Genomic DNA, 24,795 nt, shown 5'->3' with positions numbered 1-24,795 from the left:
AGATAGGTCTATTATTACATATATAACAGAGAAAACCAACTCTGAGCAAATCTGAGTTGGTTACTTTGAAATATTTGAATGCCATTTATAGGCACTTTTTATTATACTATATAAATCTTGCTGCGCACTCCATCCGACTTCTTTATGTATCTTTTCAGAATTAGCAATAAGCTTAGCTGGATCTCCTTCTCTACGTTCCACATACTGAACATTCGCTGTTTTCCCACTTACCTTTTCGCACATTTCAATTACTTGTTTTACAGAATAACCATTACCATTGCCTAAGTTATATATAGCATTTAATTGTTTTCCGGCTAATAATTGATTAAGAACTAAAATATGCGCTTTCGCAATATCCGTTACATGTATATAATCTCGAATACATGTACCGTCAGGCGTATCGTAATCCGTACCAAAAACCGATATAGATTCACGTTGTCCTAATAAGTGCTGTAATACTAATGGAATTAAGTGAGTCTCGGGTGAATGACATTCCCCTATTTTTGCACTTTCATCTGCTCCAGCTGCATTAAAATATCGAAGTATCACATAGTTTAAGTCATAGCTCTTCGAAAAGTCCTGAAGCATTTGCTCAATCATTAATTTAGAATGACCATATGGATTAATTGGATTAGTTGGTGTCTGTTCATCAATCAATTTCACTTTTGGAATCCCGTATGTAGCCGCTGTTGATGAAAATATAAAATTAGTTATATTTTTTTCTTTCATTAACTTTAATAAATTGAATGTAGCCACTACATTATTTTCATAGTATTTAAGGGGATCTTGCACTGATTCCCCTACTAAACTAAATGCTGCAAAGTGCAGTACTGCATCAATTCGATAACTGTCAAACAGCTGTTGAACGACTTGAGTATCACCTAAATCTCCTTGCACAAATATCGCTTTTTCATCGACAGCCCAACGATGGCCCGTGCTCAAATTATCTAAAACTACCACATCATGATAATCAACCAATTCTTTTACAAAATGACTGCCAATATATCCTGCCCCACCGACAACTAATATCATAAGACATCACCATTCAATTGCTTTGCTTTTTCTAGAATATATTTTTTTACACCTTCGCTTAAATCTTCACGCTCTAATGCGAAGTCTATAATTGTTTCAATAAACCCTAATTGTTCACCCACATCATAGCGTCGCCCTTCAAATTCATAAGCAAAAACACGTTGAATATTATTTAGAGATTCAATTGCATCCGTCAATTGAATTTCTCCCCCAGCACCTTGTTTTTTCTCATCTAAATAACGGAAAATTTCAGGTGTCAGAATATAACGACCAATGATTGCATAATTTGATGGTGCATCTTCCAAAGATGGCTTTTCTACAAATTGATTCACCTGCATTAATCTACTTTCTGTATTAACGGGGTCAATAATCCCGTACCGATGAACATCTTCATCTGGTACTTTTTGTACTCCGATTACACTGGATAGCGTCTGCTCAAATTGATGAATTAACTGCCTTAAGCAAGGCTCGTCACTTTTTACAATATCATCTCCTAATAACACAGCAAATGGCTCATCACCAATAAACTTTCTAGCACACCATATCGCATGGCCTAAACCTAGTGGTTCCTTTTGTCGAATATAGTGAATTTCAACAATCGAGGATTCTTGAACTTTTTCGAGCATTTCGAGTTTCCCTTTTTCGAATAACGTTGTTTCAAGCTCCAACGCATTATCAAAATGATCCTCGATTGCCCGTTTCCCTTTACCTGTAACAATAATGATATCTTCAATTCCAGCTGCAATAGCTTCTTCTACGATATATTGAATTGTAGGTTTATCAACTATTGGAAGCATTTCCTTTGGCATTGCCTTCGTAGCCGGTAAGAATCTAGTTCCTAGACCTGCTGCTGGGATAATTGCTTTTCTTATTTTTTTCAAAAGTTCATCCCCCATTTACAAGTCAGTAGGCATTTTTATTTACAAATCCATTAACCACTGTCTTAAAGATTATTTTTATATCGAAAAGCTGTGTCCAATTTTCAATATAGTAAATATCATGATTAATGCGTTCTTCAATCGAAGTATCTCCACGCAAACCACAAACTTGGGCCCATCCAGTAATCCCAGGTCTCACTTGATGTTTAATCATATATTTCGGCACTTCTTCTTTAAACTGGTCAACAAAATATGGGCGCTCTGGTCTCGGTCCTACAACACTCATATCGCCTATTAACACATTAAAAAACTGTGGAAATTCATCTAAGCTTGTTTTACGGAGAAACGTACCAAATTTTGTACGACGTGGATCATTCTCCACTGTCCATTGTGTATCGGAAGCAGATTCGTCCATGATTTTCATCGAACGGAATTTGTACATCATAAATGTCCGTCTATTCAAACCAACTCGTTCCTGCTTGAAGAACACCGGTCCTGGTGAAGTTAACTTTATACCAATAGCGATGAATAATAGCAATGGTGAAATTAAAATTAATACCGTTAATGAAAAAGCAATATCAAAAGCCCGTTTTACTACACGATTTACTACTTCATCTAAAGGAATATCACGTATATTAATAATTGGGAGCTCACCAAACTTTTCGAAATGAGGGTTTGCCGGTAAAATATCAAAAAAGTCCGGAACGATTGTTACCCTTACTCCTGCCTTTTCACAACTTGCAATAATATTTTGATATTTAGAAAAAGCAGTAAGCGGCAATGCTATTACAACTTCATCAATTATTTTTGCATCTAGTACTTTAGCTAAATCTCCTACTTTGCCAAGAATTCTAAATCTGGCATGCACACATTCCGCTTCTTCAGTTCGATAATCATCTAGAAAACCTAATATTTCCATTCCATATTCCGGATGGTTCAATAAATTTTCTACGTATTTTTTTCCGACCGAACCAGCGCCTAAAATTAACACAAATTGACGGTTAAAGCCTTTCTTCCTCAAATTGCGCAAAATTTGTTTTAACATAAATCTGTAAATTAAACTAATTACAATGGCCGTTACAACATAAATAGCTAAAAATCCTCGTGATATATCAATAATTTTTAAGACAAATAAAATGCTTAATAATACAAAAATACTAATAAGATGTGCTTGACTAATTTTAAACAATTCCGTTGCAAACTTAGCTTTCCGTTTTGGAACATATACCCTTAATAAAAAGGCTATAACTAAATAAGCTATAGAATAGACGACATTCCAAAGTAGATAATCATTAAACGGTAAAGTACCCACTGTACCTTGTTCATCTAAAATATAAAATCGAATATACCAAGCAACAAAAAAACCTACTTGTATAATCAGAAAATCGACAAGCATGTATAGTTTAGTTAAAAACCGTTCTCTTCCTCTAATCATATTATCTCCTACATTTTGTTAATTATTTTTTACTTTATTTTTTAAAAGTTCCAAACTCAATTTTACAGTAATTCCCGTATAAACTATCGCATTAGTAAAAAAAGAATGTTTTTTTGCATAATGTTTTTTATGAAATAGATACATTGCTCTGTGGAATTCATAAACAATTTTTGCAGGCTTTTTTCGACTACTTGCTCCTTTATAATGAATAATTGATACAGTAGGGTTATAAATAATATCCCATCCCGCTTCCTTAATTCGGTAGCACCAATCAATATCTTCACCATACATAAAGAAGGTTTCATCGAGCATACCTACTTTTTGGATTGTCTTTGCACGCACAATCATAAAAGCCCCTACCAAACAATCAATCTCATGTATTTCACTCATATTAAGATAACTTTTATGATAAAGATTAAATCTAGGGTTATTTGAGTATTTTTTTGCTAACCCCGTCATATAATAAAAGGAAGCACTTGGTGTTGGAAATCCCCGATGACAAGCCTTATCCAATGTCCCATCTGGTAGTAGCACTTCACACCCTGCCGCCCCTACGTCTTCATTTTCATTCATATATTGTAACATAATAGAAAGTGTATTTTCTTTTACAATTGTATCAGAATTGAGCAATAAAACGAATTCACCCGTAGCTTGTTTAATCGCTTGATTATTTGCTTTTGAAAAACCTACATTTCGTGTGTTTTCTATTAATATAACATTCGGAAATTGCTGCCTTATAGCTTCAACAGAGTTATCTGATGAATTATTATCCACCACAAAAACTTCGAAGCTATTATCTATATTAGATTCATAAATGGAACTAATACACTGTAATGTTAATTCTCTTGTATTGTAATTCACTATAATAATTGATAAATCCATTTCAAAACCTTTCTTCACCATATCCCTTTAAAAAAAGAGTAAATTTGTTTATTAGATGACTTTTTATTGGACATGATGAAAGTTCTTTTTTCCTTCAAACTTTTCCATTGCTGTTTGTAAAATTTCCAAGAAGAAAGTAGCTCTCTTTCTTTTAGTACCGTATAAAAGAAACTAGCCAACTCAAAAAATAAAATAAATGGTAAATGTAACACGTAATACGACAATTGATCGTTCTTAACTATATAAAAATAGCGATTAATATAGGATTTCTGACGAATATATACAGGTACCTCAGACCTCTTTTTATCTTCTTTCCAACCTCTACCATGCATTGCAATTGCCTGGTGTACAAAAAAACTTTTCCACCCTAAAATTTGTGCTCTCCAACTGACATCTACATCCTCTTTATAGGCAAAAAAAGTTTCATCAAAAAATTCCTGATTAATAGATATATTATTAATCATTTCTCTCTTGTATACAGCGGCTGCACCAGATACCCCGAAAATTAAGTTCTTACTGTCATATTGCCCCGTATCAATTTCACCGGCTCCTCGGTCAATCGCTCGTCTGTTTTTCTTTATTTGAATACCTGTACTATCCAGTATTCGACTTCCCATATCTCTATAAAGTTTCCCAGTTGCCATTCCTACAGCAGAATTATTTTCTAGAGCTTCAACAATATATTCAATATAATTTTTATGAAGTTGTACGTCAGGATTCAACACAAGTACATAATCGGTATTTGTCATAGTAATTCCTTGATTATGCCCTTTAGCAAATCCAACGTTACTTACATTTTCAATTATTTCCATATTTTTAAAACCTTTAACTTTTAATACTGTTTTATCATTTGAATTATTATCAATAACTATCAATCTATGAATAGGATAAGACTGATTTTTTACAGCTTTTAAACATTTTTCAATATCATCCTCACTATTAAAAGTTACAATTTGAACACTAACAGTTGGTTTCATAAGTATCTCCTTAAAATTCCTCAACTTCTATTGTAAGCCAAATAAAAATAACAATCTATAAAAGATTGTTATTTTTGGTATTATTTAAAAATGTCTTCAAACCATCTCGCCAATGACGAATTGGTTGAAACCCGTTTAATTTTAAAGCTCTATCACTTAAGACCGAGTAATTAGGTCTTTTAGCAGGAGTTGGATACTGATCTGTTGTTAGTGGATTTAACTTTATTTCTATGTTTGACTCTTCAAAAATTGCTTGAGCAAAATCATACCAAGAACAAGACCCACTATTTGTACAATGGTAAATACCATACTTTTCTGTTTGAACTAGTTCAATTAAGAATTTGGCTAAATCTACTGTATAAGTAGGAGAACCAATTTGATCGCTTACAACTCCCAGCTCATCACGCTCTTTTGCAAGACGAAGCATTGTTTTGACAAAGTTTGGACCATATTCACCATAAACCCAAGCCGTACGAACAATAAAGTACTTCGAATTTAACGTTTGTGTTAATTGTTCACCTGCATATTTTGACTTACCGTAAGCACCAATCGGATTAACCAGTGCATGCTCTTCATAAGGCTCTGTTGCATTACCATCAAAAACATAATCTGTACTTACGTAGCAAATTTTAGCTCCGATTTGTTCAGCAGCTACCGCCAAATTTCGTTGTCCATAAGCATTTACATCGAAGGCTAAATCCTGCTCTGTTTCAGCTAAATCTACCTTTGTAAACGCAGCCGCATTAATAATAACATGCGGCTGAATTTCATTGACAACTTGTTTGACAGTGCTCAAGTTGCAAATATCCAAATCAGTTTTAGTAAAGGCATATAACTCAACATTTGCTTGTTGTAATTGTTGAACTAATTCTTGGCCTAATTGACCATTAGCACCTGTTACTAAAATTTTCATTTTTTATTCTCCAATTTGCTTGTATATTGTTTATCATAATAATTTTGATAATCACCAGAAATAATATTTTCCCACCAAGATTTGTTATCTAAATACCATTGTACTGTATCTTTAAGACCAGTTTCAAAGTTATAAATTGGTTCCCAACCAAGCTCTGATTGTAATTTAGTAGGGTCAATTGCATAGCGACGATCATGACCTAAACGATCTTCTACATATTTAATTAATGTTTCAGGCTTATTAAGCTGTTTTAAAATTTCTTTGACAACTTCGATATTTGTCTTTTCGTTGTGACCACCAACATTATATACTTCGCCGACTTTACCTTTATGCAATACTAAATCAATCGCACGACAGTGATCTTCAACATGTAACCAATCACGTACGTTTAATCCATCACCATATACAGGAAGCGGCTTATCATTTAACGCATTAATAATCATTAATGGAATTAACTTCTCTGGGAAATGGAACGGTCCATAGTTATTTGAACAGCGTGTAATATTAGTAGGTAAGCCATACGTTTCGTGATATGCCTTTACAAGCATATCTGCACCCGCTTTACTTGCACTGTACGGACTATTTGGGTCAAGTGGCGTTGTTTCAGTGAAGTACCCTTCAGCACCTAATGAACCATATACTTCGTCCGTAGAAACTTGGACATATTTTTTCACTTCATGTTTACGCGCTGCATCAAGTAAAACTTGTGTACCTTGAATATTTGTTGTAACAAAAACATCTGGATTTGTAATACTGCGATCAACGTGAGACTCTGCAGCAAAGTTTACGATTACATCTAAATTTTCTGTTTCAAATAACGAATTTACTAGGTCTCTGTCCGTAATATCACCTTTGACAAAGCGGTAATTTGCTTTACCTTCCGATTCCTTTAAATTCTCTAAGTTCCCTGCATAAGTTAGTGCATCCAGATTAAGAATATTATAGTTTGGATACGTGCGCACCATGTAGTTAACAAAGTTACTACCGATGAAGCCCGCGCCACCTGTTACTAAAATTTTCATTATTTTATTCCTCACTTTTGTAAATAAATGGGCAATCTAAATCTTTAAATAGAGGTTGATTTTCGTCTTTTTCTGAAAGAATCGGATTTGAAGTTGGCCATTGAATATTTAATTGTGGGTCTTTCCAAGCTAATCCACGATCACACTCTGGTGAATAATAATTATCTACCTTATATACAAACTCTGTATCTTTCGTTAATGTACAATAGCCATGCGCAAAACCTTGTGGAACAAGTAATTGACGTTTATTTTCTTCAGATAAAATAAACCCTTCCCATTGACCATATGTTGGGGATCCTTTACGAATATCAATAATTACGTCATAGACTGCACCTTTAATTACACGTACAAGCTTCGTTTGCGCATACGGCTCTAATTGAAAGTGCATGCCGCGTAACGTTCCTGCTTCCGCTGACAATGCATGATTATCTTGAATAAAATCAAATGATAAACCAGCTTCCTCAAACATTTTCTGATTATATGTTTCCATAAAGAAACCACGATGATCTCCAAAAACTCTTGGTTCAAATAAATATGCATCTTGCAATTTTGTTTTTATGAAACCCATTTTTGTTCGCCTCACATTTTACGGTTCGCTAAATCGATTAAATATTGACCGTAATTATTTTTCTTTAAAGGCTCTGCTAAATTTAAGAGTTGCTTTCTAGAAATATATCCTTTACGAAATGCTATCTCTTCTAAACAAGCTACTTTTAAACTTTGGCGGCGCTCAATTGTTTCAATAAAAGTAGAGGCCTCTAATAATGACTCATGGGTGCCTGTATCTAACCAAGCAAAGCCTCGCCCTAATAATTCTACATTTAGGCTACCACGTTCTAAATAAACTTTGTTTACATCGGTAATTTCAAGTTCACCACGTAGAGAAGGTTTAATTGTTTTAGCTATTTCTACTACATCATTATCATAGAAATAGAGACCTGTTACAGCATATGTAGATTTCGGATATTCTGGCTTTTCTTCGATAGAAACTGCAATTCCTTCATCATTAAATTCAACTACCCCGAAACGTTCTGGATCTTTGACATTGTATCCGAATACTGTAGCACCAGATTTACGAATTGCTGCACGCTCTAACATAGTTGAAAATTTATGTCCATAGAAAATATTATCACCTAAAATTAATGCTACCGAATCTTCACCAATAAAATCTTCACCAATAATAAATGCCTGCGCAAGTCCATCTGGAGAAGGTTGTATAGCATATTCTATGTGAATGCCTAACTCTTTCCCATTTCCAAGTAATTGTTCAAAACGTGGCGTATCTTCAGGTGTAGAAATTATTAAAATTTCTTTAATACCCGCTAACATTAGTACTGAAAGAGGGTAATAAATCATTGGTTTATCATAAATCGGTAATAACTGTTTAGATACCGAACGGGTTAATGGATATAGCCGTGTCCCGCTACCTCCTGCTAAAATTATACCTTTCACTTTTTCCCTCCACATTAAATTATTGTTGTTTTGTTATTAACTTTCGAATAACCATTAAAGCTAATTAGATTATTTTATTCTAAGAGACTTTCTACAGCATCAACATCAAATACAGGAATACCCAATTTTTCTTTGATTAAATATCTCTCGGCAAAATAATTATCAATAAATATAGAATTTTCTTTATCTATAAAATCTGATTTTATATCTGATTGCTTTAAATGAATAATATCATCAAATATATTATCTGAAATTCTAAATTGCCTCATATTTTCTTTTAAATTATGTGCATGTTTAGTTATCAAAATAACTTTTTTTTTATTATTAATACATTGGTAAATAAATTGCATCAGTTGACTATTAATCTTATTATCAATAATTAATGTATCATCATAATCAATATAAACTTTTTCATAATCAAAATTATATTTATATCTATTATATAAACACCTATCTAATGTAATTTCATTGTTATTATTATTAATAATAACGTCAAATCCCATTGAATCAAATATACTAAGTAGTGCAAAATTAACTCCTAATTGTCTATATAATGCCATTGTGCCAGCTTGTCTTACAGAAAATTCCAACATTTTAAATTTCCCATCTTTATCTTTCTTAATTTGAAAGAACCATGCACCTCTAAGAGAAACTAAGTCGTTTATTTTTTTTGCTATAAACTCTATTTCTTCTGTTAATTTAACAGATCTAGATCTAAAAGAAATTCCCATATTAATCCGTTCTCTCGTCCTTGGACCAACAAATAATAATTCTCCATTACTCTTTGTAAAACAATCTACTGTGAATTCATCCCCAGGTAAATACTCCATAACAATCATGTCGTTATTTTCTGAAAGGTGAAATTGTAGCTGTTTATAATTCTCTATTTTATAGACACCTTTGGCCCCTTCACCTCTATTAGGTTTAATTAAAACAGGGAAATCTAAATTTGAATGATTTTCAAATAATCTAGGACAAAAAGATTCATTTTTAAATAAATCATACGTGAGTTTTTTTTCTCTAGCAATTTTGGCTGTTCTAACATTTGAAGTTAAAATTTTTGCATTTAATAAAGTTTTATTTTCTGAGAGAAATAATGAAATTGAATCATGTGTAGGGATAACAATATCTATTTCATTTTCAATTATCACCTTATTGAATTCCTTTAAAAAACTATCTTTTGAAATATTATAATCACCCTCAAAATACCTATCTTTGGGATATAAAAAAGATGCATGATCAGATTTTGAAGAAGCACCAAATACCTCTAAGTTAATATTATGCTTAATTGATTTATAAATTTCTATAGCATTCTCCGCACCTGCAGGAAAAATAAGGACCCTTATTTTTTTCATTTAATTTTTTTTCTCCTTACCAATTGTTTAACATATTCATCACTAATGTTTATTGCCTTTTAAAGTTATAATTAATAGCTTAGTTATTACCGCTAAAATCACCAATTAATTTTACAATATACTCCATATCATTTATATTATATCTTTGGTCTATAGGTATACCCACCAAATTTCTTGTTAGATACTCTTTACCCAGTGTTTTTTTTGTGTTCTCCCAATATGTAGGGATAAAAACTTTATGCGAAATTAAATATTCTTTTAATTCTTCCCCTCTATAATTAAGTAAGGGGTAGACAAGAGGGATATCTTCTTTATTTATTTCTAGTAAAAGCTCATTTTTTAATTTTAATTTTTCATGTAAGTAATTAAAATTATTTACTCTTTTATTTTTTACATATTCATGGTCAATACTCATTAAAATTCTTTTAGTGAAATTAGACATCTCATAAACCAATGAATTGTCATGTAACATTTCATTTTGCTTATATAATTCATAGGCTTTTTCTGGACCAAATTCAATTCTTTCTATTAAATGGTCATATAAAATCTTAGGGTTTTTACTTAAATTTATATCTAGATTTCCCAAAATGATTGAACCATCAGGTACCCCAAAAAACTTTCTAGCAGAATTGAACATATATAAATTTTCCGACATAGGCAAATCAAAGTAAAATGCTTGTGAACAATCAATTATTAAATTAAAATTCTGTTTTTTTTGATATTCAAGGATATCTCTCACATTTTTAGAAGATATACCAAAGTAATTGACATAAATTAAGGCCTCATCTTTTTCTAGTTTTTTAAAATCAAAAATAGGATTAAAATTTTTATCTATTTCATAAGTATCATAATTAATTTTACATTGATTTAGTTTCTCAAAAATAACTCCACAAATATAATCTGGTACATAGATTTTTTGTGGATTAATTTTTTCTAGAATAATGCCTAAGGCGTTCCTTCCGTTATTTACCGCGTTCTTCATTTTTGATTGCTTAATTGAGTTTCCTACCTCTAATTCGAAAAAACCACCTATTTCTTTCATTTTATGCCTCTTTCATTAAAATATCATAATCATCCATAATTTCTAAAACTTCTGAAATAGAATTATTCATTAATACATCAATTATTGATAAGCCCGGTATAAAGTCATTAGTTTTTAATTGTTCATATGATTTAAAATTAGGCTTTAAAAAAGCAAGAGTAATTTCATGATCTAAAAATTTGTCATATGAATATAAATCTTTACCACCTATTGAATTAATATAAAAATTTGCACCCAAAGATTTACAAACTTCAATAACTCTTGCTTCACCCTTTAATTCTTTATTGAACTCTAGTTGACTCGATACTTTAATTTCAGTATCTAATCCCAAATAACCGCATATCTCTTTTATCATAAATTGACAATATAGACTTAAATTACTCTCTGGATTATTGATTATTTTCTCAATTATAGTAAAAACATCAGTAAAATATTTAGATTTGCTATATGATTCTTTAATTGTTCTTAATATTTTATTTTTTGTTTTACTTTCCAATAATTCAATTTCAGATATTTTTTTAAATGAACTTAATCCTTTTACGGGCCAAGTAATCAAGGTTTTATTACCATTTGATAAAATATAGTTTCTATTAATCCAACCATTTTTTATATAATTTACATCATCATATACAACAAACGTGTCTGCTTCTTTTAATAATTGCCAATAACCTATATAAGCAAATAGATAGGGCTGCATTATTGCTATTTTCATAATTAATTTCTGTATCCTTTTTAATTTTATTTAACGATGTAACGTTAATGTATTAATAATAATTTCTGTAATTTTATCTACCTCTTCGAAACTTAATCCGACATAAAATGGTAAACATAATATTCTTTTTGACATATCACTTGAAACCTCACAAATTGGATCACTAATTTCTTTTTTTACATAGTCTATCTCATCAAGTGATGGATAAAAATATCTTCTGGGATTAATATTTTGTCTTTGGAGACTTTCACAAATCTTACTAACTTCAAGTTCATTTTGCAATATAATTGGATAATAAGCATAATTATATTTAAAATCTTTTGGTATACTTGGTCGTTGAACATATTCACTTAATTTTAGGTCGTACCAACCAGCAATTTCTTTTCTTTGCTGAATAATATTATTTATATATTTTATATTAAGAAGACCCATTGCTGCATGCATTTCAGAGTTTTTAGCATTAGTCCCCAAACATAAATGATCATCGCCATTATGACCAAATCTTTTAATTAAATCTATTTTTTCACGAATTACAGAATCCTTAGCAATCACACATCCTCCCTCTACAGTGTGAAATAATTTTGTGGCATGAAATGAACATGTAGATATATCACCATAGCTTAATAAGGATTTCCCTTTATATACTGAACCAAAGGCGTGAGCTCCATCATAAATAACTGGAATTTTGTATTTCCGAGAAATTTTTTCTAACTTTTCCGTATTACATGGTAACCCAAATACATGTACAGCCAGAATAGCTTTGGTATTTTCCGTAATTTTTTCTTCTATTAAGTCAGGATTTATTTGAAGGGTACTATTATCAATGTCTACAAAAACCGGCTTACATCCCTCCAATAAAATTGCTGATGTAGTGGCGACATAAGAAAAAGGTGTAGTGATAACTTCACCTTCATTTATATTTAAAGCTCTTAATGCCAATTGAATTGCTATCGTACCATTTGAGACATAATCAACTTTTTCAACAAGTAAAAAATCTGACAGTTCTCTTTCAAGACGTTGTAAAAAAGGCCCTTGATTGGTCAACCATTCACGTTCCCATACTTCTTTTAGTAACTCAGTGTATTCTTCAAATTTAGGTAAAAATGGTTTTGTAACATTTATCATGAAAAAGTTCCTCTACTTTCTTAATAACCCCTTACTTTTCTATATGGGTTTACTATTAATGGTTTAAATAAATTAAAATAAGTTTTTGAAAACATATTTTCAATTAGACTATTTGGGTTATGTATAGCCCCTTTTATATATAACTTCACAAAAGTTTTTATCTTAATTTTTCTGAAATCACCCGGACTATTTATACCATAATTAACCAATGTATCTTCGACAACAATTTCTACAAATTTATTCAAGAATTTTCTATCGAATAAATCGGTATTTGAGTTAATAAAATTATCCACTAATTTATATTCCCCACGATAATCATTTACTAAAAAGAATTTTGCCATACAATAATTTGTATTACTTCTTAAAGCCATTTTTTCAAATTTAGTTAAATTATCTTTAAAACGATTATTTAAGAGAATATTAAAATCTACTTTCTTCTTAAACCAAGTTGAATCCGCAAATATATTTTGAGCAGTATTAGAAGAATGTTGTCTATATTTAATAGTAGGTGTATCTAAAAATTTTATACCATTGCCTTCTTTAATAGCTAACATAGTAATCCACCAGTCATGTAAAAAAACTTTTTCTGGAAATGGTTTTGATTTTTCAATCAAACTTCTTCTTACCAATGTGGTACAGCCCAGAACCCAACCTGTACTAATAAAATCAATAAATGAATTTTTATCAGAGTGATCTTTTTCATATTCTTTTCTTAAATTTGGATTAGGGTGTGGATTTCCCTTTTCATCTATTAATTCTACAGCTGAAAAAATCATGTCATAATCATCTAAATTCTGTAATAATAATTCTATTTTATTTTCTAACCAAATATCATCTTGGTCACAAAACGCAACATACTCGCCATTAATATGTTCTAGGGCTGTCTCGAAATTCCCATTAACTCCTTTTTTATATTTATTACTTACTAATTTCAATGGATACTTTTGTTTGAATTTTTTTATAATTTCCAAACTCTTATCAGTAGAATGATCATCACTTATTATTAATTCTACATTTTTATAGGATAAATTTTTTAAAGAATTAAGTTGTTCTTCTAGAAACTTCTCTCCATTGTATACCGCCAACACGATCGATACTAAGGGCTCTCTTTTAAGCAGGTTTTCCCGAGCATACTCTATTTCACTTTTAGGAAGTCGCTTTAAAGTATAATCTTTCATATAATACTTTTTTATATTTTCTTTGTATTCCTCATCATCATACTCAGCTTTATCTAATAAAATTAATTCATCGTTTAATTCTTTGAATTTCTTTGGATCATCATAATACCTTATTTTATTCACAATACTACTATACATTTCATTATAGCTTTCAAATAAATTAGGTAAGTTTTCAAATCTTTCACTAAAAAATTCAGGATTGTAAACAGCAAAGGCAATTGCCCCTGAGCGAATGCTCTCAACAAAATATCCATCCAATCCTTCTCCAAATGTAATCATCCATTTAGCTCTTGAAATCCAAGTTTTGTATTCATCGTAAGTCATATTTTCAATTTGTTTTATTTGTAAATCGGGAAAATCTTCTTTAATTTTAGTTATAATCATTTCCTTCATAGGATGGTTATCAATGGAAGTAAGCAATATATTTTCTTTTTTATTGTATGATTTATACTTATATTCAGTTAAATTACTTGTTGAAAAAAGGTGAACAGGGACTTCATACTTATCCCTAAGTTGCTTTGTACAATATTTCTGATGCGCAACTGTCACTGTTACATCAGGAGTATAATGTTTTAATTTATTAAAAACTTCCTTTGACGGCATATACCAAATGTTTTGATTCATCACATTAATGGATAGATTTTCCATTTTTTTAAAATAATTTTTTTCATCATCACTTATATTACAAATAAAATCATTCACAAAATTCTCAGGAATATGAATTTGAAGTTCTTTTAAACCCCTTAAATTGGATATAACTTGATTAAATCTATAAATATCAAATGGTGAACTAAACCCTGTATATTTAGAAAAGATTCGATGTTTTGGGAGTGTCGCAATCATTACTTCACTTTGGTGTATATCAAATAATTCTTTTGTAACTTTAGCTATTGAATTTATTGACATTACTCCTCCATTAACACCGTCCCACCCTGGAACTAAAAACAAAATTAATTTTTCACAGTTTAAATTAAATTTTAATCTCAAATTTTCATCTTGTAATTTTAAAACTTCTTTTTTACTTAACTCCATTTCAATAATTTCTCTACCCTTCCTAAAATAATATTTATAATTTATCGGATTCTTTAGAATATATTTTAATCCTTTTAATAATTTCAATATCTCACCTTCACTTCTATCCTTTAAAACTCATCTTTAAAAATTGCATTTATTCAGTTAGCATCTTTAATCTATATTCATTACAAATTTCTTTAGCATTACCTATTTTTTTTATTCTACCTTTCTCTAACCAAATCACTCTATCAGCAATTTCTTCAACTTGATTTAAATCATGGGAAACTAATATTATTGTTCTCCCCTCACCCATTAATTCTCTTATTTTTTTAGAACTTTTTTGTCTAAATGATTCATCTCCTACCCCTAGTATTTCATCAATTATCAATATTTCAGAATTAATTTCTGAGGCAATTGCAAACCCAAGTTTTGCTCTCATCCCTGAAGAGTAATTTTTTATTGGGATATTAATAAATTCTCTTAAATCTGCAAAATTTATAATATCATTTACCTTACTATCTAAAAAATTTTTACTTTTCCCAAGAATTGCACCATTTAAGTAAATGTTTTCATATCCTGAAAACTCATCATCAAAACCTGCACCCAACTCAAGTAAAGGGGAAATTTGCCCATGGACTTTTATTTCGCCTTCGGTTGGTGTAATAACCCCTGAAATTAATTTTAATAACGTACTTTTCCCAGCGCCATTATGACCTATGATAGCCACTCTTTCGCCTCTATAAATAGATAAAGAAATTTCGCTTAACGCAGAAAACTCTACGTATTGAATTTCTCTTTTAATAACTTTAATAAAGAACTCCTTAAATGTATCAATTCTTTCACGTGACACTTTATATTTCATTGAAACATTACTTAATTGTATAATTTCATTTGCCATATATACCTCTCAAATAGAACCTATGAATTTCCCTTGATTTTTTTCGAAAATAACCGTTCCTATAAATAGACTTCCAAATGATATTATTATGCAAAAAACTAAATCACTTATAGTTGGAGTATTACCAACCATTACAATATCTCTACAAGCTTCTATAAATCTATATACAGGATTCCAATGCAAAACAAAATTATATTTCTCTGGTACAATATCAGCTGGATAAAATATTGCAGATGCAAACATCAACATCATAATAAATACTGAATAAAGATGTATGATATCTCTAAAGAAAGTAGCTATCGTAGCTAAAATATAACTTATCCCTATTGTAAATAAGAGCAGTAAAAATAAATAAATTGGTAACAATAAAATGCTCCACGTCACCTCAGCTTTAGTTACAATCATAATAATTAATAAGTCAATTAATGTAATTATTAGTATAAAATAATTTGATAGTACTCTTGATAATGTCATTATATATTTAGGAATATATACCTTTTTTAATAGATCTGCAGATTCAATTATTGAATACATAGCTGAATTAGTTGCAGCAGAAAAAAATTCAAATATAAGTCGACCAATAATCACATATAAAGGAAAGTTTTCTATAGCGGTATTAAACAATGTCGAGAAAATAATAGTCAATAAAACCACTTGTATTAAAGGATTTAATAAGCTCCATAACACTCCTAATACGGATCCTTTATACTTCTTTTTAATATCCCTTTTTACCAAAATCGTCAATAAATAGTAATACTTTACAAATTGATTTATATAATTTGTTACAATATTCATTTCAAACCTACTTTAGATTATTTTGTTGAATTATTTTTTTGATATTTATTCCTGCAATAACCCACAATACTCCGTTTATCCCTACAAGTGAGTCATTAAAAATTGACTGAAAGAAAAATGCTAGAACCCCTACTGCAAAAACTGTGGTTAGTATATTTTCAACTTGCGGCTTAAAAACTTGTTTTAATGAGGCCCAAATACATGTTAAAACTAAAACAAGGAACGCGATAAACCCTACAATACCCGTACCATACAAAACACCAATATACATGTTATGGGGTTTATCTACAATTACTGCCTCTGTTTCTAAATTAGCTCGTGCATCAATATTATAATGTTGGAAATTATACATTAAAGAATCTAAACCATAGCCCTGTATTGGTCGTTCCTTAACTAAATCTAAAATATACGTCCAAATATACACACGTCCTGAACCAGCACCTACTCCTGATTGCGGTAATTCTGGTATTTCTACTGCTTGTTCTGATGCATATACTTTACTATTTAAAATCATTGACAGTGGATTTTGTACATTATTTAAGATCGATACCGGCTGAAGCATTTTATCATCATATGGATTTGAAGATACAAAGAACCCGAAAGTTTCATCCCATACTTTTGAATTTTCTTTAGCTAACATATGTAATCCGGTGCCCGACGAAATTAAGAAAATACCTAATAATACTGCTGATACAATTTTCTTATCAGACTTAAACATAATCCATAGTAAGAATGGTGTAATACAGACTACAGTCAAGAATCCGCTTGTTGATAAAGCCATAAATATTACAAACATTGAAGCAATGGCAGCTACTAGTCCTAATATTTTGTTTAATGTTTTTTTCTCTAAAACAGCCCAAACAAAATACATAAGAGCCATAATAGCAAACATACCACTCATATAGTTACCATGATTTAAGGTACCAATAAGAGTTGAACCTTCACTAATATCTGCACCTTCCGGTAACATCAACGTAACTAACTTTTGAAGCCAAGTTTGTTGTAGTAAATCTTTACCGAAGAAGTTCATTGTAATTATATATAAATTAATGAATACAAACGGAAGCATTGTATACATGATTAAACGTACTATATTTTTTGGATATTCAATGTTTAATGCTATAAAAAATAAAGTAATATAGCATAGCCAAGCTATTGCACCATCCGAACGGTTATATTGGCCGTTTAAAGCGATTGATATGTTCGGTGATGATAAAGTTGAGATAATAATCATTACAACAAAAGTTCCTAAGACATAATTTAAAAATGTTTTTCTGAAGGAACCATTCATAAAAAATACTTTAATTAGAAATAGGAAAGCTATAATCAAAGTAAACACTAATAAAAACAAAGCTTTATAACTTGTAAATAATTCGCCTTTTAAACCTGAGGTTAATATATCAAGATTAGTAATTAAAGGACTAACGACTTCTACAATATCCGCCATAACAATTAAAGGCATTACCCCAACTAGGATTAAAAATAATCGAAATATCCATTTATCTACATTTGCTCTTGATTCGGTATTTTCCTTTTCATCACTTATCGAATCAGATCTTTGAAGTTCTTCGTAAAATGAAGCCATTTTAATATTTCCCTACCTTATATTCTCAATTTGAGTTAATAATTCTGTTATACGTTCTTGATAAGTTGGATACTGTTCCGGAACCCAGCCCCATTCGCGACATTTTTCTAATACAACTTTTGAGTCGTTGTATCTTTCAGCAAAAAATAAAATTTCTCCAAACTGAAGCATAAACATTGGATCCTCTGCCTTATAGGGATTAATGTCTAATGTTTTCTGCAATAAAATAGTAGCCTGATGATATTCTCCAATACTTGCAGTGACTAATCCACCTAAATAATTCGTAATTTCTGAATTCGGTTGTCTCTTTAGCATTTCATCTACATATAAAGAAGCCTCATCATATTTTTCTTCATTGTAAAGTTGACTAACCTGCTGATAAATCATATCTTTTTCAAGAAATTTTTCGTCTTGTTTGCTTGCCAATACTTTTGAAGCAATCAGTCCTAATACTATAAAAATAACCATACCAAGTAATATGTATCTTCTACTATTTTCAGATAAATGCATTGCTCACAATCCTTTAATCATTTTTTAAAATTCATATATTAGTATACACTAATTTTGATGTATTTTCCTTATATTAATAGAAATACCAATAGGTTAATTGGGTTTTTATTCGTCACTTACTACCAAATTAAATCAGTGGTCCATTAATGTAATATCACTACTGACACTTCTCAATAAATTAGAAGATATATATTGCACACCAAGATTTATATCTTTATTTTTTAGCACTCAAGAAAGGGGTAGTTTGTGCTTCTTATATTAAAACCTAAAAGCAATAACAATATAATATAAGAGAAAAAGCGAAATTGCATTTTGCAATTTCGCTTTTATCAACCAGAAATATTTAAATTCCAGCACTATAAATCAATTTTATTATTGTGCTCTAAATACGTTTCTGCCGTTAGCATTTGTAACATATTCAAAGTTGTATACTTTACCTTTATAAGAAATTGAAACAGTTTCTCCTACAGATACAGGATCAGCACCAAAACCTACATATAGAACTTTGTTGTTAGCAGCATCAGTTGTTACTGTACCACGTGTAGCAGGTGTACCTTGTTTAATCGCTTCAATACTTGTGGCTGCTACCGCTTCAGTAAATGTTAACGTAATAGAAGCCGCATCTTTAGAAGTAGTATTTGTTTGCACTACATCCGAAATAGTGAAGTATGAAGTACTTGCACCTGATAAGAATGTAACTGATTTAGTAACAGATGTTAAACCAGATAACCCAGTGTTTGTTGGTGTAGCAGTAACACGAACATCTGAACCATTAGATTTCAATCCGATAGTTACATCAGTACCTCCAGCTCCTACAGAATAAGGACCAGTTAATGTTTTTGAAGTATATGCTGTAATTGTTTCAACTACAACAGGTGTATTATCTGCATTTAAAACAACATCACCATTTGCATCTAATTGCACTACCTGCACTGGTTGCGCACCTGCACGTACAGTAAATTGTACTGGTGTAGAAGATCCATAAGCACGTGCTTTACCATTTTGATCTGATAATTGGTAAGTAAATTTAGCAACTGTATCGCTACCAAATGTTGTAACTTGCTTATCATCATCGTTTGTAACTACTAATTCACTTCTGTAATCAGTAGGACGTGTATCACGGAAGTAAGCAATTTCTCCTGTTACTTGTAGATCTTTGTTATCTAATTTACCAGGTTCAGAACCTGTACCTGTACCATTATCGATAAACACGATTGGCGTTACGAATGCATCTACATTAGGATGAGAAACTGTGAATTTAGCAACACCATCTTTATCTGTAAAGATACGGAAAGTTACTGAATCAGAAGTTGTTAGCGGTGCTGCTTCACCATCTGCATTAAACACACGTACTAACGAACGGTCAGTTGTTGTATCATTTTTGAAAGTAACTAAAAGCTCTGAATTAGCTAATACTTTACCATCTTTATTTTTAAGTGTAGCAACATAGTCACGTCCACCAGTTTCATCAAGGTTTAAGTATCTAGAAGCAGTCTGGTTGCCTTCAGCTTTAATTGATAAATCAAATACTGACTCTTTAGCAAACGTTACTGTTGAACCTACAGCTTGTAAAGCAGTAGCATCATACTTTGCGTTTGTACCTGGGTTGTTTACGAAAACAATTGGTGTAACTGATGCATCATCACCAGTTAATACTAAGTTAGCTTTACCTGTAGCATCTAACTTAAGAACACCTACTTTGTAACCACCAGTAGTATATTCATATGCATATCTTGCAGATGAAGTATCGCCCGTAGTAGTTAAGCCTAAGAATTCTACTCCACGAACTGCTTTCTCTGGAGCAACATTTAAGTTCTCTTTGAAGGCTACATAAACCAATTCATCTTCTTCACCAGTAACTTGGTAAACTTTTTGTTCGCCATTAGCTAAAGTTGTTCCTTCTGTAATATCTTTAATTGCTAATGTTGTATCCCAGTATACTTTTGCAGCTGCTTTTAATGCTGGTTTACCAGTTGCATATGCATTTACGTTATCTGTATTACCTTGAGAACGAGTATAAGTATAAGTTGCTACACCATTTTCGTCAGTTTTCACAGTATCAGTGATTTGAGGAACGATTGTTGTATCGTTAACTAATTTCTCGTGGAAAATATCAAATTTCACTGGAATGTTAGCTGCAGATTCGCCTTGAGCTACAGTTACTTTTGCTTTTAAAGTTACTGTTGTACCATAAGTACCTTGAATTGAAGTTTCTTCAAATGCGATAGCAGTTGGTAATACTGATGAAGCTTCTTCATCTTTTTGACCAGCAGCTGTGTAGTCTGCGTTAATTGTTTTGTGTAAGAATGACGCAAATTGACCACGAGTTGTGTTACCTTTTGGGTTGAATGCAGGTGCAGCTGGGTTTGTAATATCGTAGAAGTCTAATACAGAAATAGCTGTACGAGCTTCTGCCTTAGCTTGAGTTAAATCAGTTACATCACCTTTGAAATCTTGAGTAGCTACATACTCTTCTAAGCTGATATCGTAAACAGTGTTAACTGTACGTACTAAAGTGATCGCCATGTTTTCGCGAGTGATTGGGTCACCAGCTAAAAGTTTACCGTTAGAACCTACGAATACGCCAGCTTCTTTAACTAAAGAAGCATATTTTAATAATTCTTCGTTAGTGTTTGTAGTTAAGTCAGCGAATGCTGGACGAGTTTTGTAGTCAGCAGCAGCTTCATAACCTTTAGTTTCTAAGAATTTACCTAATAATTTAACTACGTCAGAACGAGTTAATTCTTTGTTAGGCTTGAAAGTGCCATCTTGGTAACCTGAGATAATGCCATCGCTTACTAATGCGTTGATCGCCTCTTCGTGTGTGTTACCTGAGATGTCAGATAGTGATGCAGCAGATGCAACTGGTACGATTGCAGATGCTACTAATGTAGCTGTCGCAGCTGTTGCTACGAATTTTTTGTATTTCTTTGGTTGGTTAGCCATTGAAAAATTTCCTCCTCATAAGTGAAAATAATAATTTAAGTTACCCACACAAAATATGTGCAGAAAAACTAACTACACATAAATTCTAGTAGTATACATTTACTATGTCAATCTTTTTTTACCAATAAAACCATAAATAACCTGTTTTATAGATTACAAGATATGATTCCGTAAATATATTCAGATAACTTCAAATTTCTTTAATTATGACATACATATACTCATAAAGACAACATTTTCTTCACCAATAAATTCCATATATTATTTAAATATAGTTATAAATTGTGGTAGTTATTGGTTTAATTTCAACAATTAGAGTTTAATTTGGATAAAAAATGCAATTATACCAAGGGTTAAACTGGAATATAAACATTACAAATATTACTAATATTTTACTTTTGTAATATAGTTATTATTTATGTATCCAAATTTTTTCCTACCTGGTTAATGTATGAACGGTACGAATTAATAGAACCAGTTCGCTAAAATTCGACAAAAAGACAAAAAGAAAAAGGCTTTAGCATCTAAATGCTAAAGCCTTTTTCTCGGGCTACCAACCGAGTTTTTCCTTGCAGGGAAAAGATAAAATTTAATATATATCGTAGAGGAAATCTCACTACTGAATTTAGTGTATCATTATCATTACAAATAAACAATCAAATATTACAAAGATTACACTATTTTTTTTCGATTACTTGTTGTTTTTCGTTCCGCGTGCTACTTCCAATAAAAATAAAGGCAAGGCAATTTGGCGTTTAATCCTATGTGGTTCCTTCATTAAACGGTAAAACCATTCCATCCCTACTTTTTGGAAAGCTTCCGGTGCTCTTTTCACATTTCCAGCCAATACGTCAAACGACCCACCAACACCTTGATAAATCGTCGGATGAAGCTGCTCGCGGTTTGCATTAATCCAGTTTTCCTGCTTTGGAGACCCCATTGCCACAAACAGTAAATCCGGCTTCGCTTCATTAATTTTATCTACGACTTTTTGGTTGTTCTTTTCATAGCCGTCCTGTGTACCGGCAATTTGGATAGATGGATATAGCTCTTTTAATTTATTTGCTGCCTGATCTGCAATTCCCGGCTTCCCGCCATAAAGGAAAATCGGCTTTTTACGCTGTGCTGCTTCTTCACATAGACGAATCATCATATCAACACCCGTTACGCGTGATGTAATTTGGCCTTTTTGAATTTTTGAAGCCAAAATAACCCCGATGCCATCCGGAATTTGAAACTCTGCGTTATTAAGAAGTGTTTTCAATGCCGGGTCTTCTTTTGCTTTAATAATCTTTTCTGGGTTAATGGCTACAATTAACGATTTTTGCTGTTTCTCTATTTGATCAAATACTTTCGGAAGTAATTCATCATAGCTTTCGGTATTTACTTGAATGCCGAGTACGGTTTCTTTCATATATAGTCTTCCCTTCTTATATTCCAACAATCAATTACGCCTTTGCGTAATTGCGTCCAGATTTTTTTGAGTTTACTCAAAAATTTCCTTTAAAAAATCTGTGACATCCGCCTGGGGCTTATCTTCATTCAGCAGGCGTACTGACCGCCTGCTGAATGAAGATAAAAAACAGTAGGCAGTACGTTTTAGACGCACTGCCAAGTTTACAATATTAGTTCTTCGCATCCCCAAGTAAGTGGAACTGGAAGCCTGCTTTTTCCCATGCTTCGCGGTTTAGGCAGTTTTTCGTATCGAATACGATTTTGCTTTTCGCATTTAATGTTGACGGATCTAGCTCTTTAAATTCTTTGTGATCTGTCAGGAACACTAAAATATCAGCTTGCTCCAACGCTTCCTGCATGCTTTGTGTTTGTGTTTTATGTTTGTTTTGCTTAATATGCGGGTCATGAGAAACGACTGTTAAGCCTAGTTTCTCCAACTCATCAATGACGATTGTCGACGGGCTTTCACGCATATCATCCACATTTCCTTTGAACGCTAAACCTAATGCAGCAACTGTTGCGCCTGCAATACCGTTTTTGTTTAAAATCGCCTGTGTTTTTTGTGCTGTGAAGCTTGGCATTGAATCGTTCGTGTTACGTGATAAATGAATGATTTGAGCTTGTTCTCCGCCTAGCTCAACCAAGAACCAAGGATCGACCGCGATACAGTGACCGCCTACACCTGGTCCCGGGAAATGGACGTTTACACGTGGATGATAGTTCGCAAATTTAATTGCTTCCCAAATGTTCACATCTAATTTTTCTGCCATTTTAGCTAATTCGTTCGCAAATGCAATGTTCACGTCACGGTAAGTATTTTCCATTACTTTTACTAATTCTGCTGTTGTCGCATCTGTTAAATGGATCTCACCTTTTACAAATGTTTCGTAAAGTTCTTTTGTAAGCTCTGCTGATTTTTTCGAAATCCCGCCAACAATACGGTCATTGTTTACAAGCTCCTCAAAAATTCGTCCCGGAATAACGCGCTCCGGAGAATGGGCAACAAATAGTTCTGTCCCGATTTCTAAACCAGTTTTCACTAATTCAGGCAGCATTACATTTTCCACTGTTTTCGGTGGTACTGTTGATTCTAAAATAACTAAATCGCCCTTTTTCACGAAAGGTACGATTGAAGCTGTTGCTTTACGAACATATTCTAAATTCGCTGTATTGTCCGGATTAATCGGTGACGGTACCGCGACAATATACACATCTGAAACGACAGGTGTTGTTGATGCCGTTAAAAAGCCTTCATCGACCGCTTTGTTCAGGCGCTCCTGTAAGCCGTTCTCCTCAATATGTAATTGTTTATCCTGAATACTTTTCACAGCTGCTGGATTCACATCAACACCATGAACCTTTACGCCGTGATTTGCGAACATTACCGCCGTTGGTAAACCGATGTATCCTAAGCCAACGACACAGATTGATTTTGTCATGATCGTTTCTCCTTCACTTTCAAAAAAGCTATATCTCATTGTTTGATTATTGTATAATTTGTTTCACGCATTTTGCCTGCACTCGTTATCAATAAATTAAATAACTTCATTTAATACAGTTTTAAAATTCCGTTCATTTATAGGACGGAA

The 24,795-nt window shown here is 31.9% G+C and carries 20 protein-coding genes and 1 pseudogene; all 21 read right to left on the bottom strand.

Annotated features, from left to right (window positions below):
* Positions 1–60: 60 nt before the first annotated feature.
* The gene (gene galE, locus AC0VXV_RS03595; protein WP_475530376.1) at positions 61–1,032 is read right to left on the bottom strand and encodes a UDP-glucose 4-epimerase GalE; all 972 of its coding nucleotides are present in this window, start codon (positions 1,030–1,032) and stop codon (positions 61–63) included.
* Positions 1,029–1,913, bottom strand: coding sequence for a UTP--glucose-1-phosphate uridylyltransferase GalU (gene galU / locus AC0VXV_RS03590; protein WP_475530375.1), 885 nt, complete (start codon positions 1,911–1,913; stop codon positions 1,029–1,031). Before galU ends, galE begins: the two co-directional genes overlap by 4 nt.
* Positions 1,914–1,935: 22 nt before the next feature.
* Positions 1,936–3,345, bottom strand: a complete 1,410-nt coding sequence (locus AC0VXV_RS03585; RefSeq protein ID WP_475530374.1) for an undecaprenyl-phosphate glucose phosphotransferase — start codon at positions 3,343–3,345, stop codon at positions 1,936–1,938.
* An 18-nt stretch (positions 3,346–3,363) separates the two neighbouring features.
* On the bottom strand, positions 3,364–4,227 hold the full coding sequence (locus AC0VXV_RS03580) for a glycosyltransferase family 2 protein (RefSeq protein WP_475530373.1): 864 nt from the start codon (positions 4,225–4,227) through the stop codon (positions 3,364–3,366).
* 14 nt (positions 4,228–4,241) lie between these two features.
* Positions 4,242–5,204, bottom strand: a complete 963-nt coding sequence (locus AC0VXV_RS03575) for a glycosyltransferase family 2 protein (RefSeq protein ID WP_475530372.1) — start codon at positions 5,202–5,204, stop codon at positions 4,242–4,244.
* A 55-nt stretch (positions 5,205–5,259) separates the two neighbouring features.
* Positions 5,260–6,117, bottom strand: a complete 858-nt coding sequence (rfbD, locus tag AC0VXV_RS03570) for a dTDP-4-dehydrorhamnose reductase (RefSeq protein ID WP_475530371.1) — start codon at positions 6,115–6,117, stop codon at positions 5,260–5,262.
* The gene (rfbB, locus tag AC0VXV_RS03565; protein ID WP_475530370.1) at positions 6,114–7,139 is read right to left on the bottom strand and encodes a dTDP-glucose 4,6-dehydratase; all 1,026 of its coding nucleotides are present in this window, start codon (positions 7,137–7,139) and stop codon (positions 6,114–6,116) included. Before rfbB ends, rfbD begins: the two co-directional genes overlap by 4 nt.
* Positions 7,140–7,143: 4 nt before the next feature.
* Entirely contained in the window at positions 7,144–7,707 is a 564-nt protein-coding gene (gene rfbC / locus AC0VXV_RS03560; protein WP_475530369.1) for a dTDP-4-dehydrorhamnose 3,5-epimerase, read from the bottom strand.
* Positions 7,708–7,718: 11 nt separating this feature from the next.
* Entirely contained in the window at positions 7,719–8,591 is an 873-nt protein-coding gene (gene rfbA / locus AC0VXV_RS03555; RefSeq protein WP_475530368.1) for a glucose-1-phosphate thymidylyltransferase RfbA, read from the bottom strand.
* Between the two features lie 74 nt (positions 8,592–8,665).
* The gene (locus tag AC0VXV_RS03550) at positions 8,666–9,946 is read right to left on the bottom strand and encodes an ATP-grasp domain-containing protein (RefSeq protein ID WP_475530367.1); all 1,281 of its coding nucleotides are present in this window, start codon (positions 9,944–9,946) and stop codon (positions 8,666–8,668) included.
* Positions 9,947–10,025: 79 nt separating this feature from the next.
* A complete protein-coding gene (locus AC0VXV_RS03545; protein WP_475530366.1) occupies positions 10,026–10,988 on the bottom strand; it encodes a hypothetical protein in 963 nt (320 codons plus the stop codon).
* Position 10,989: 1 nt separating this feature from the next.
* Positions 10,990–11,700 carry a WbqC family protein gene (locus AC0VXV_RS03540; protein ID WP_475530365.1) on the bottom strand — a complete coding sequence of 237 codons (711 nt, stop codon included), beginning with the start codon at positions 11,698–11,700 and terminating at the stop codon, positions 10,990–10,992.
* A gap of 30 nt (positions 11,701–11,730) precedes the next feature.
* A complete protein-coding gene (locus tag AC0VXV_RS03535) occupies positions 11,731–12,825 on the bottom strand; it encodes a DegT/DnrJ/EryC1/StrS family aminotransferase (protein WP_475530364.1) in 1,095 nt (364 codons plus the stop codon).
* A gap of 20 nt (positions 12,826–12,845) precedes the next feature.
* Positions 12,846–15,122: a glycosyltransferase family 2 protein gene (locus AC0VXV_RS03530; protein WP_475530363.1), complete on the bottom strand. Its 2,277-nt coding sequence runs from the start codon at positions 15,120–15,122 to the stop codon at positions 12,846–12,848.
* A 49-nt stretch (positions 15,123–15,171) separates the two neighbouring features.
* Positions 15,172–15,777 (bottom strand): annotated as a pseudogene (locus AC0VXV_RS03525) (ABC transporter ATP-binding protein); the annotation flags it as partial.
* 147 nt (positions 15,778–15,924) lie between these two features.
* Positions 15,925–16,710 carry an ABC transporter permease gene (locus AC0VXV_RS03520; RefSeq protein WP_475530362.1) on the bottom strand — a complete coding sequence of 262 codons (786 nt, stop codon included), beginning with the start codon at positions 16,708–16,710 and terminating at the stop codon, positions 15,925–15,927.
* A 7-nt stretch (positions 16,711–16,717) separates the two neighbouring features.
* Entirely contained in the window at positions 16,718–18,295 is a 1,578-nt protein-coding gene (locus AC0VXV_RS03515; protein ID WP_475530361.1) for an O-antigen ligase family protein, read from the bottom strand.
* A 12-nt stretch (positions 18,296–18,307) separates the two neighbouring features.
* A complete protein-coding gene (locus AC0VXV_RS03510) occupies positions 18,308–18,805 on the bottom strand; it encodes a tetratricopeptide repeat protein (protein WP_475530360.1) in 498 nt (165 codons plus the stop codon).
* A 372-nt stretch (positions 18,806–19,177) separates the two neighbouring features.
* Positions 19,178–21,751, bottom strand: a complete 2,574-nt coding sequence (locus tag AC0VXV_RS03505; protein WP_475530359.1) for an S-layer homology domain-containing protein — start codon at positions 21,749–21,751, stop codon at positions 19,178–19,180.
* A gap of 691 nt (positions 21,752–22,442) precedes the next feature.
* Positions 22,443–23,165, bottom strand: a complete 723-nt coding sequence (locus AC0VXV_RS03500; RefSeq protein ID WP_475530358.1) for a WecB/TagA/CpsF family glycosyltransferase — start codon at positions 23,163–23,165, stop codon at positions 22,443–22,445.
* Positions 23,166–23,376: 211 nt separating this feature from the next.
* Positions 23,377–24,645 carry a nucleotide sugar dehydrogenase gene (locus tag AC0VXV_RS03495; protein WP_475530357.1) on the bottom strand — a complete coding sequence of 423 codons (1,269 nt, stop codon included), beginning with the start codon at positions 24,643–24,645 and terminating at the stop codon, positions 23,377–23,379.
* Positions 24,646–24,795 lie beyond the last annotated feature (150 nt).

Source organism: Solibacillus sp. iso_87 (assembly GCF_056173085.1).
The sequence above is the reverse complement of the archived record's forward strand: the minus strand, read 5'-3'. Positions and strand labels throughout refer to the sequence as shown.

What these genes read in the sequence shown, in the direction of transcription:
- galE (WP_475530376.1), bottom strand. Translation starts at nt 1,032, where the DNA reads ATGATATTAGTTGTCGGTGGGGCAGGATATATTGGCAGTCATTTTGTA.
- AC0VXV_RS03585 (WP_475530374.1), bottom strand. Translation starts at nt 3,345, where the DNA reads ATGATTAGAGGAAGAGAACGGTTTTTAACTAAACTATACATGCTTGTC.
- AC0VXV_RS03580 (WP_475530373.1), bottom strand. Translation starts at nt 4,227, where the DNA reads ATGGATTTATCAATTATTATAGTGAATTACAATACAAGAGAATTAACA.
- AC0VXV_RS03575 (WP_475530372.1), bottom strand. Translation starts at nt 5,204, where the DNA reads ATGAAACCAACTGTTAGTGTTCAAATTGTAACTTTTAATAGTGAGGAT.
- rfbD (WP_475530371.1), bottom strand. Translation starts at nt 6,117, where the DNA reads ATGAAAATTTTAGTAACAGGTGCTAATGGTCAATTAGGCCAAGAATTA.
- rfbB (WP_475530370.1), bottom strand. Translation starts at nt 7,139, where the DNA reads ATGAAAATTTTAGTAACAGGTGGCGCGGGCTTCATCGGTAGTAACTTT.
- rfbC (WP_475530369.1), bottom strand. Translation starts at nt 7,707, where the DNA reads ATGGGTTTCATAAAAACAAAATTGCAAGATGCATATTTATTTGAACCA.
- AC0VXV_RS03550 (WP_475530367.1), bottom strand. Translation starts at nt 9,946, where the DNA reads ATGAAAAAAATAAGGGTCCTTATTTTTCCTGCAGGTGCGGAGAATGCT.
- AC0VXV_RS03545 (WP_475530366.1), bottom strand. Translation starts at nt 10,988, where the DNA reads ATGAAAGAAATAGGTGGTTTTTTCGAATTAGAGGTAGGAAACTCAATT.
- AC0VXV_RS03540 (WP_475530365.1), bottom strand. Translation starts at nt 11,700, where the DNA reads ATGAAAATAGCAATAATGCAGCCCTATCTATTTGCTTATATAGGTTAT.
- AC0VXV_RS03535 (WP_475530364.1), bottom strand. Translation starts at nt 12,825, where the DNA reads ATGATAAATGTTACAAAACCATTTTTACCTAAATTTGAAGAATACACT.
- AC0VXV_RS03520 (WP_475530362.1), bottom strand. Translation starts at nt 16,710, where the DNA reads ATGAATATTGTAACAAATTATATAAATCAATTTGTAAAGTATTACTAT.
- AC0VXV_RS03515 (WP_475530361.1), bottom strand. Translation starts at nt 18,295, where the DNA reads ATGGCTTCATTTTACGAAGAACTTCAAAGATCTGATTCGATAAGTGAT.
- AC0VXV_RS03510 (WP_475530360.1), bottom strand. Translation starts at nt 18,805, where the DNA reads ATGCATTTATCTGAAAATAGTAGAAGATACATATTACTTGGTATGGTT.
- AC0VXV_RS03505 (WP_475530359.1), bottom strand. Translation starts at nt 21,751, where the DNA reads ATGGCTAACCAACCAAAGAAATACAAAAAATTCGTAGCAACAGCTGCG.
- AC0VXV_RS03500 (WP_475530358.1), bottom strand. Translation starts at nt 23,165, where the DNA reads ATGAAAGAAACCGTACTCGGCATTCAAGTAAATACCGAAAGCTATGAT.
- AC0VXV_RS03495 (WP_475530357.1), bottom strand. Translation starts at nt 24,645, where the DNA reads ATGACAAAATCAATCTGTGTCGTTGGCTTAGGATACATCGGTTTACCA.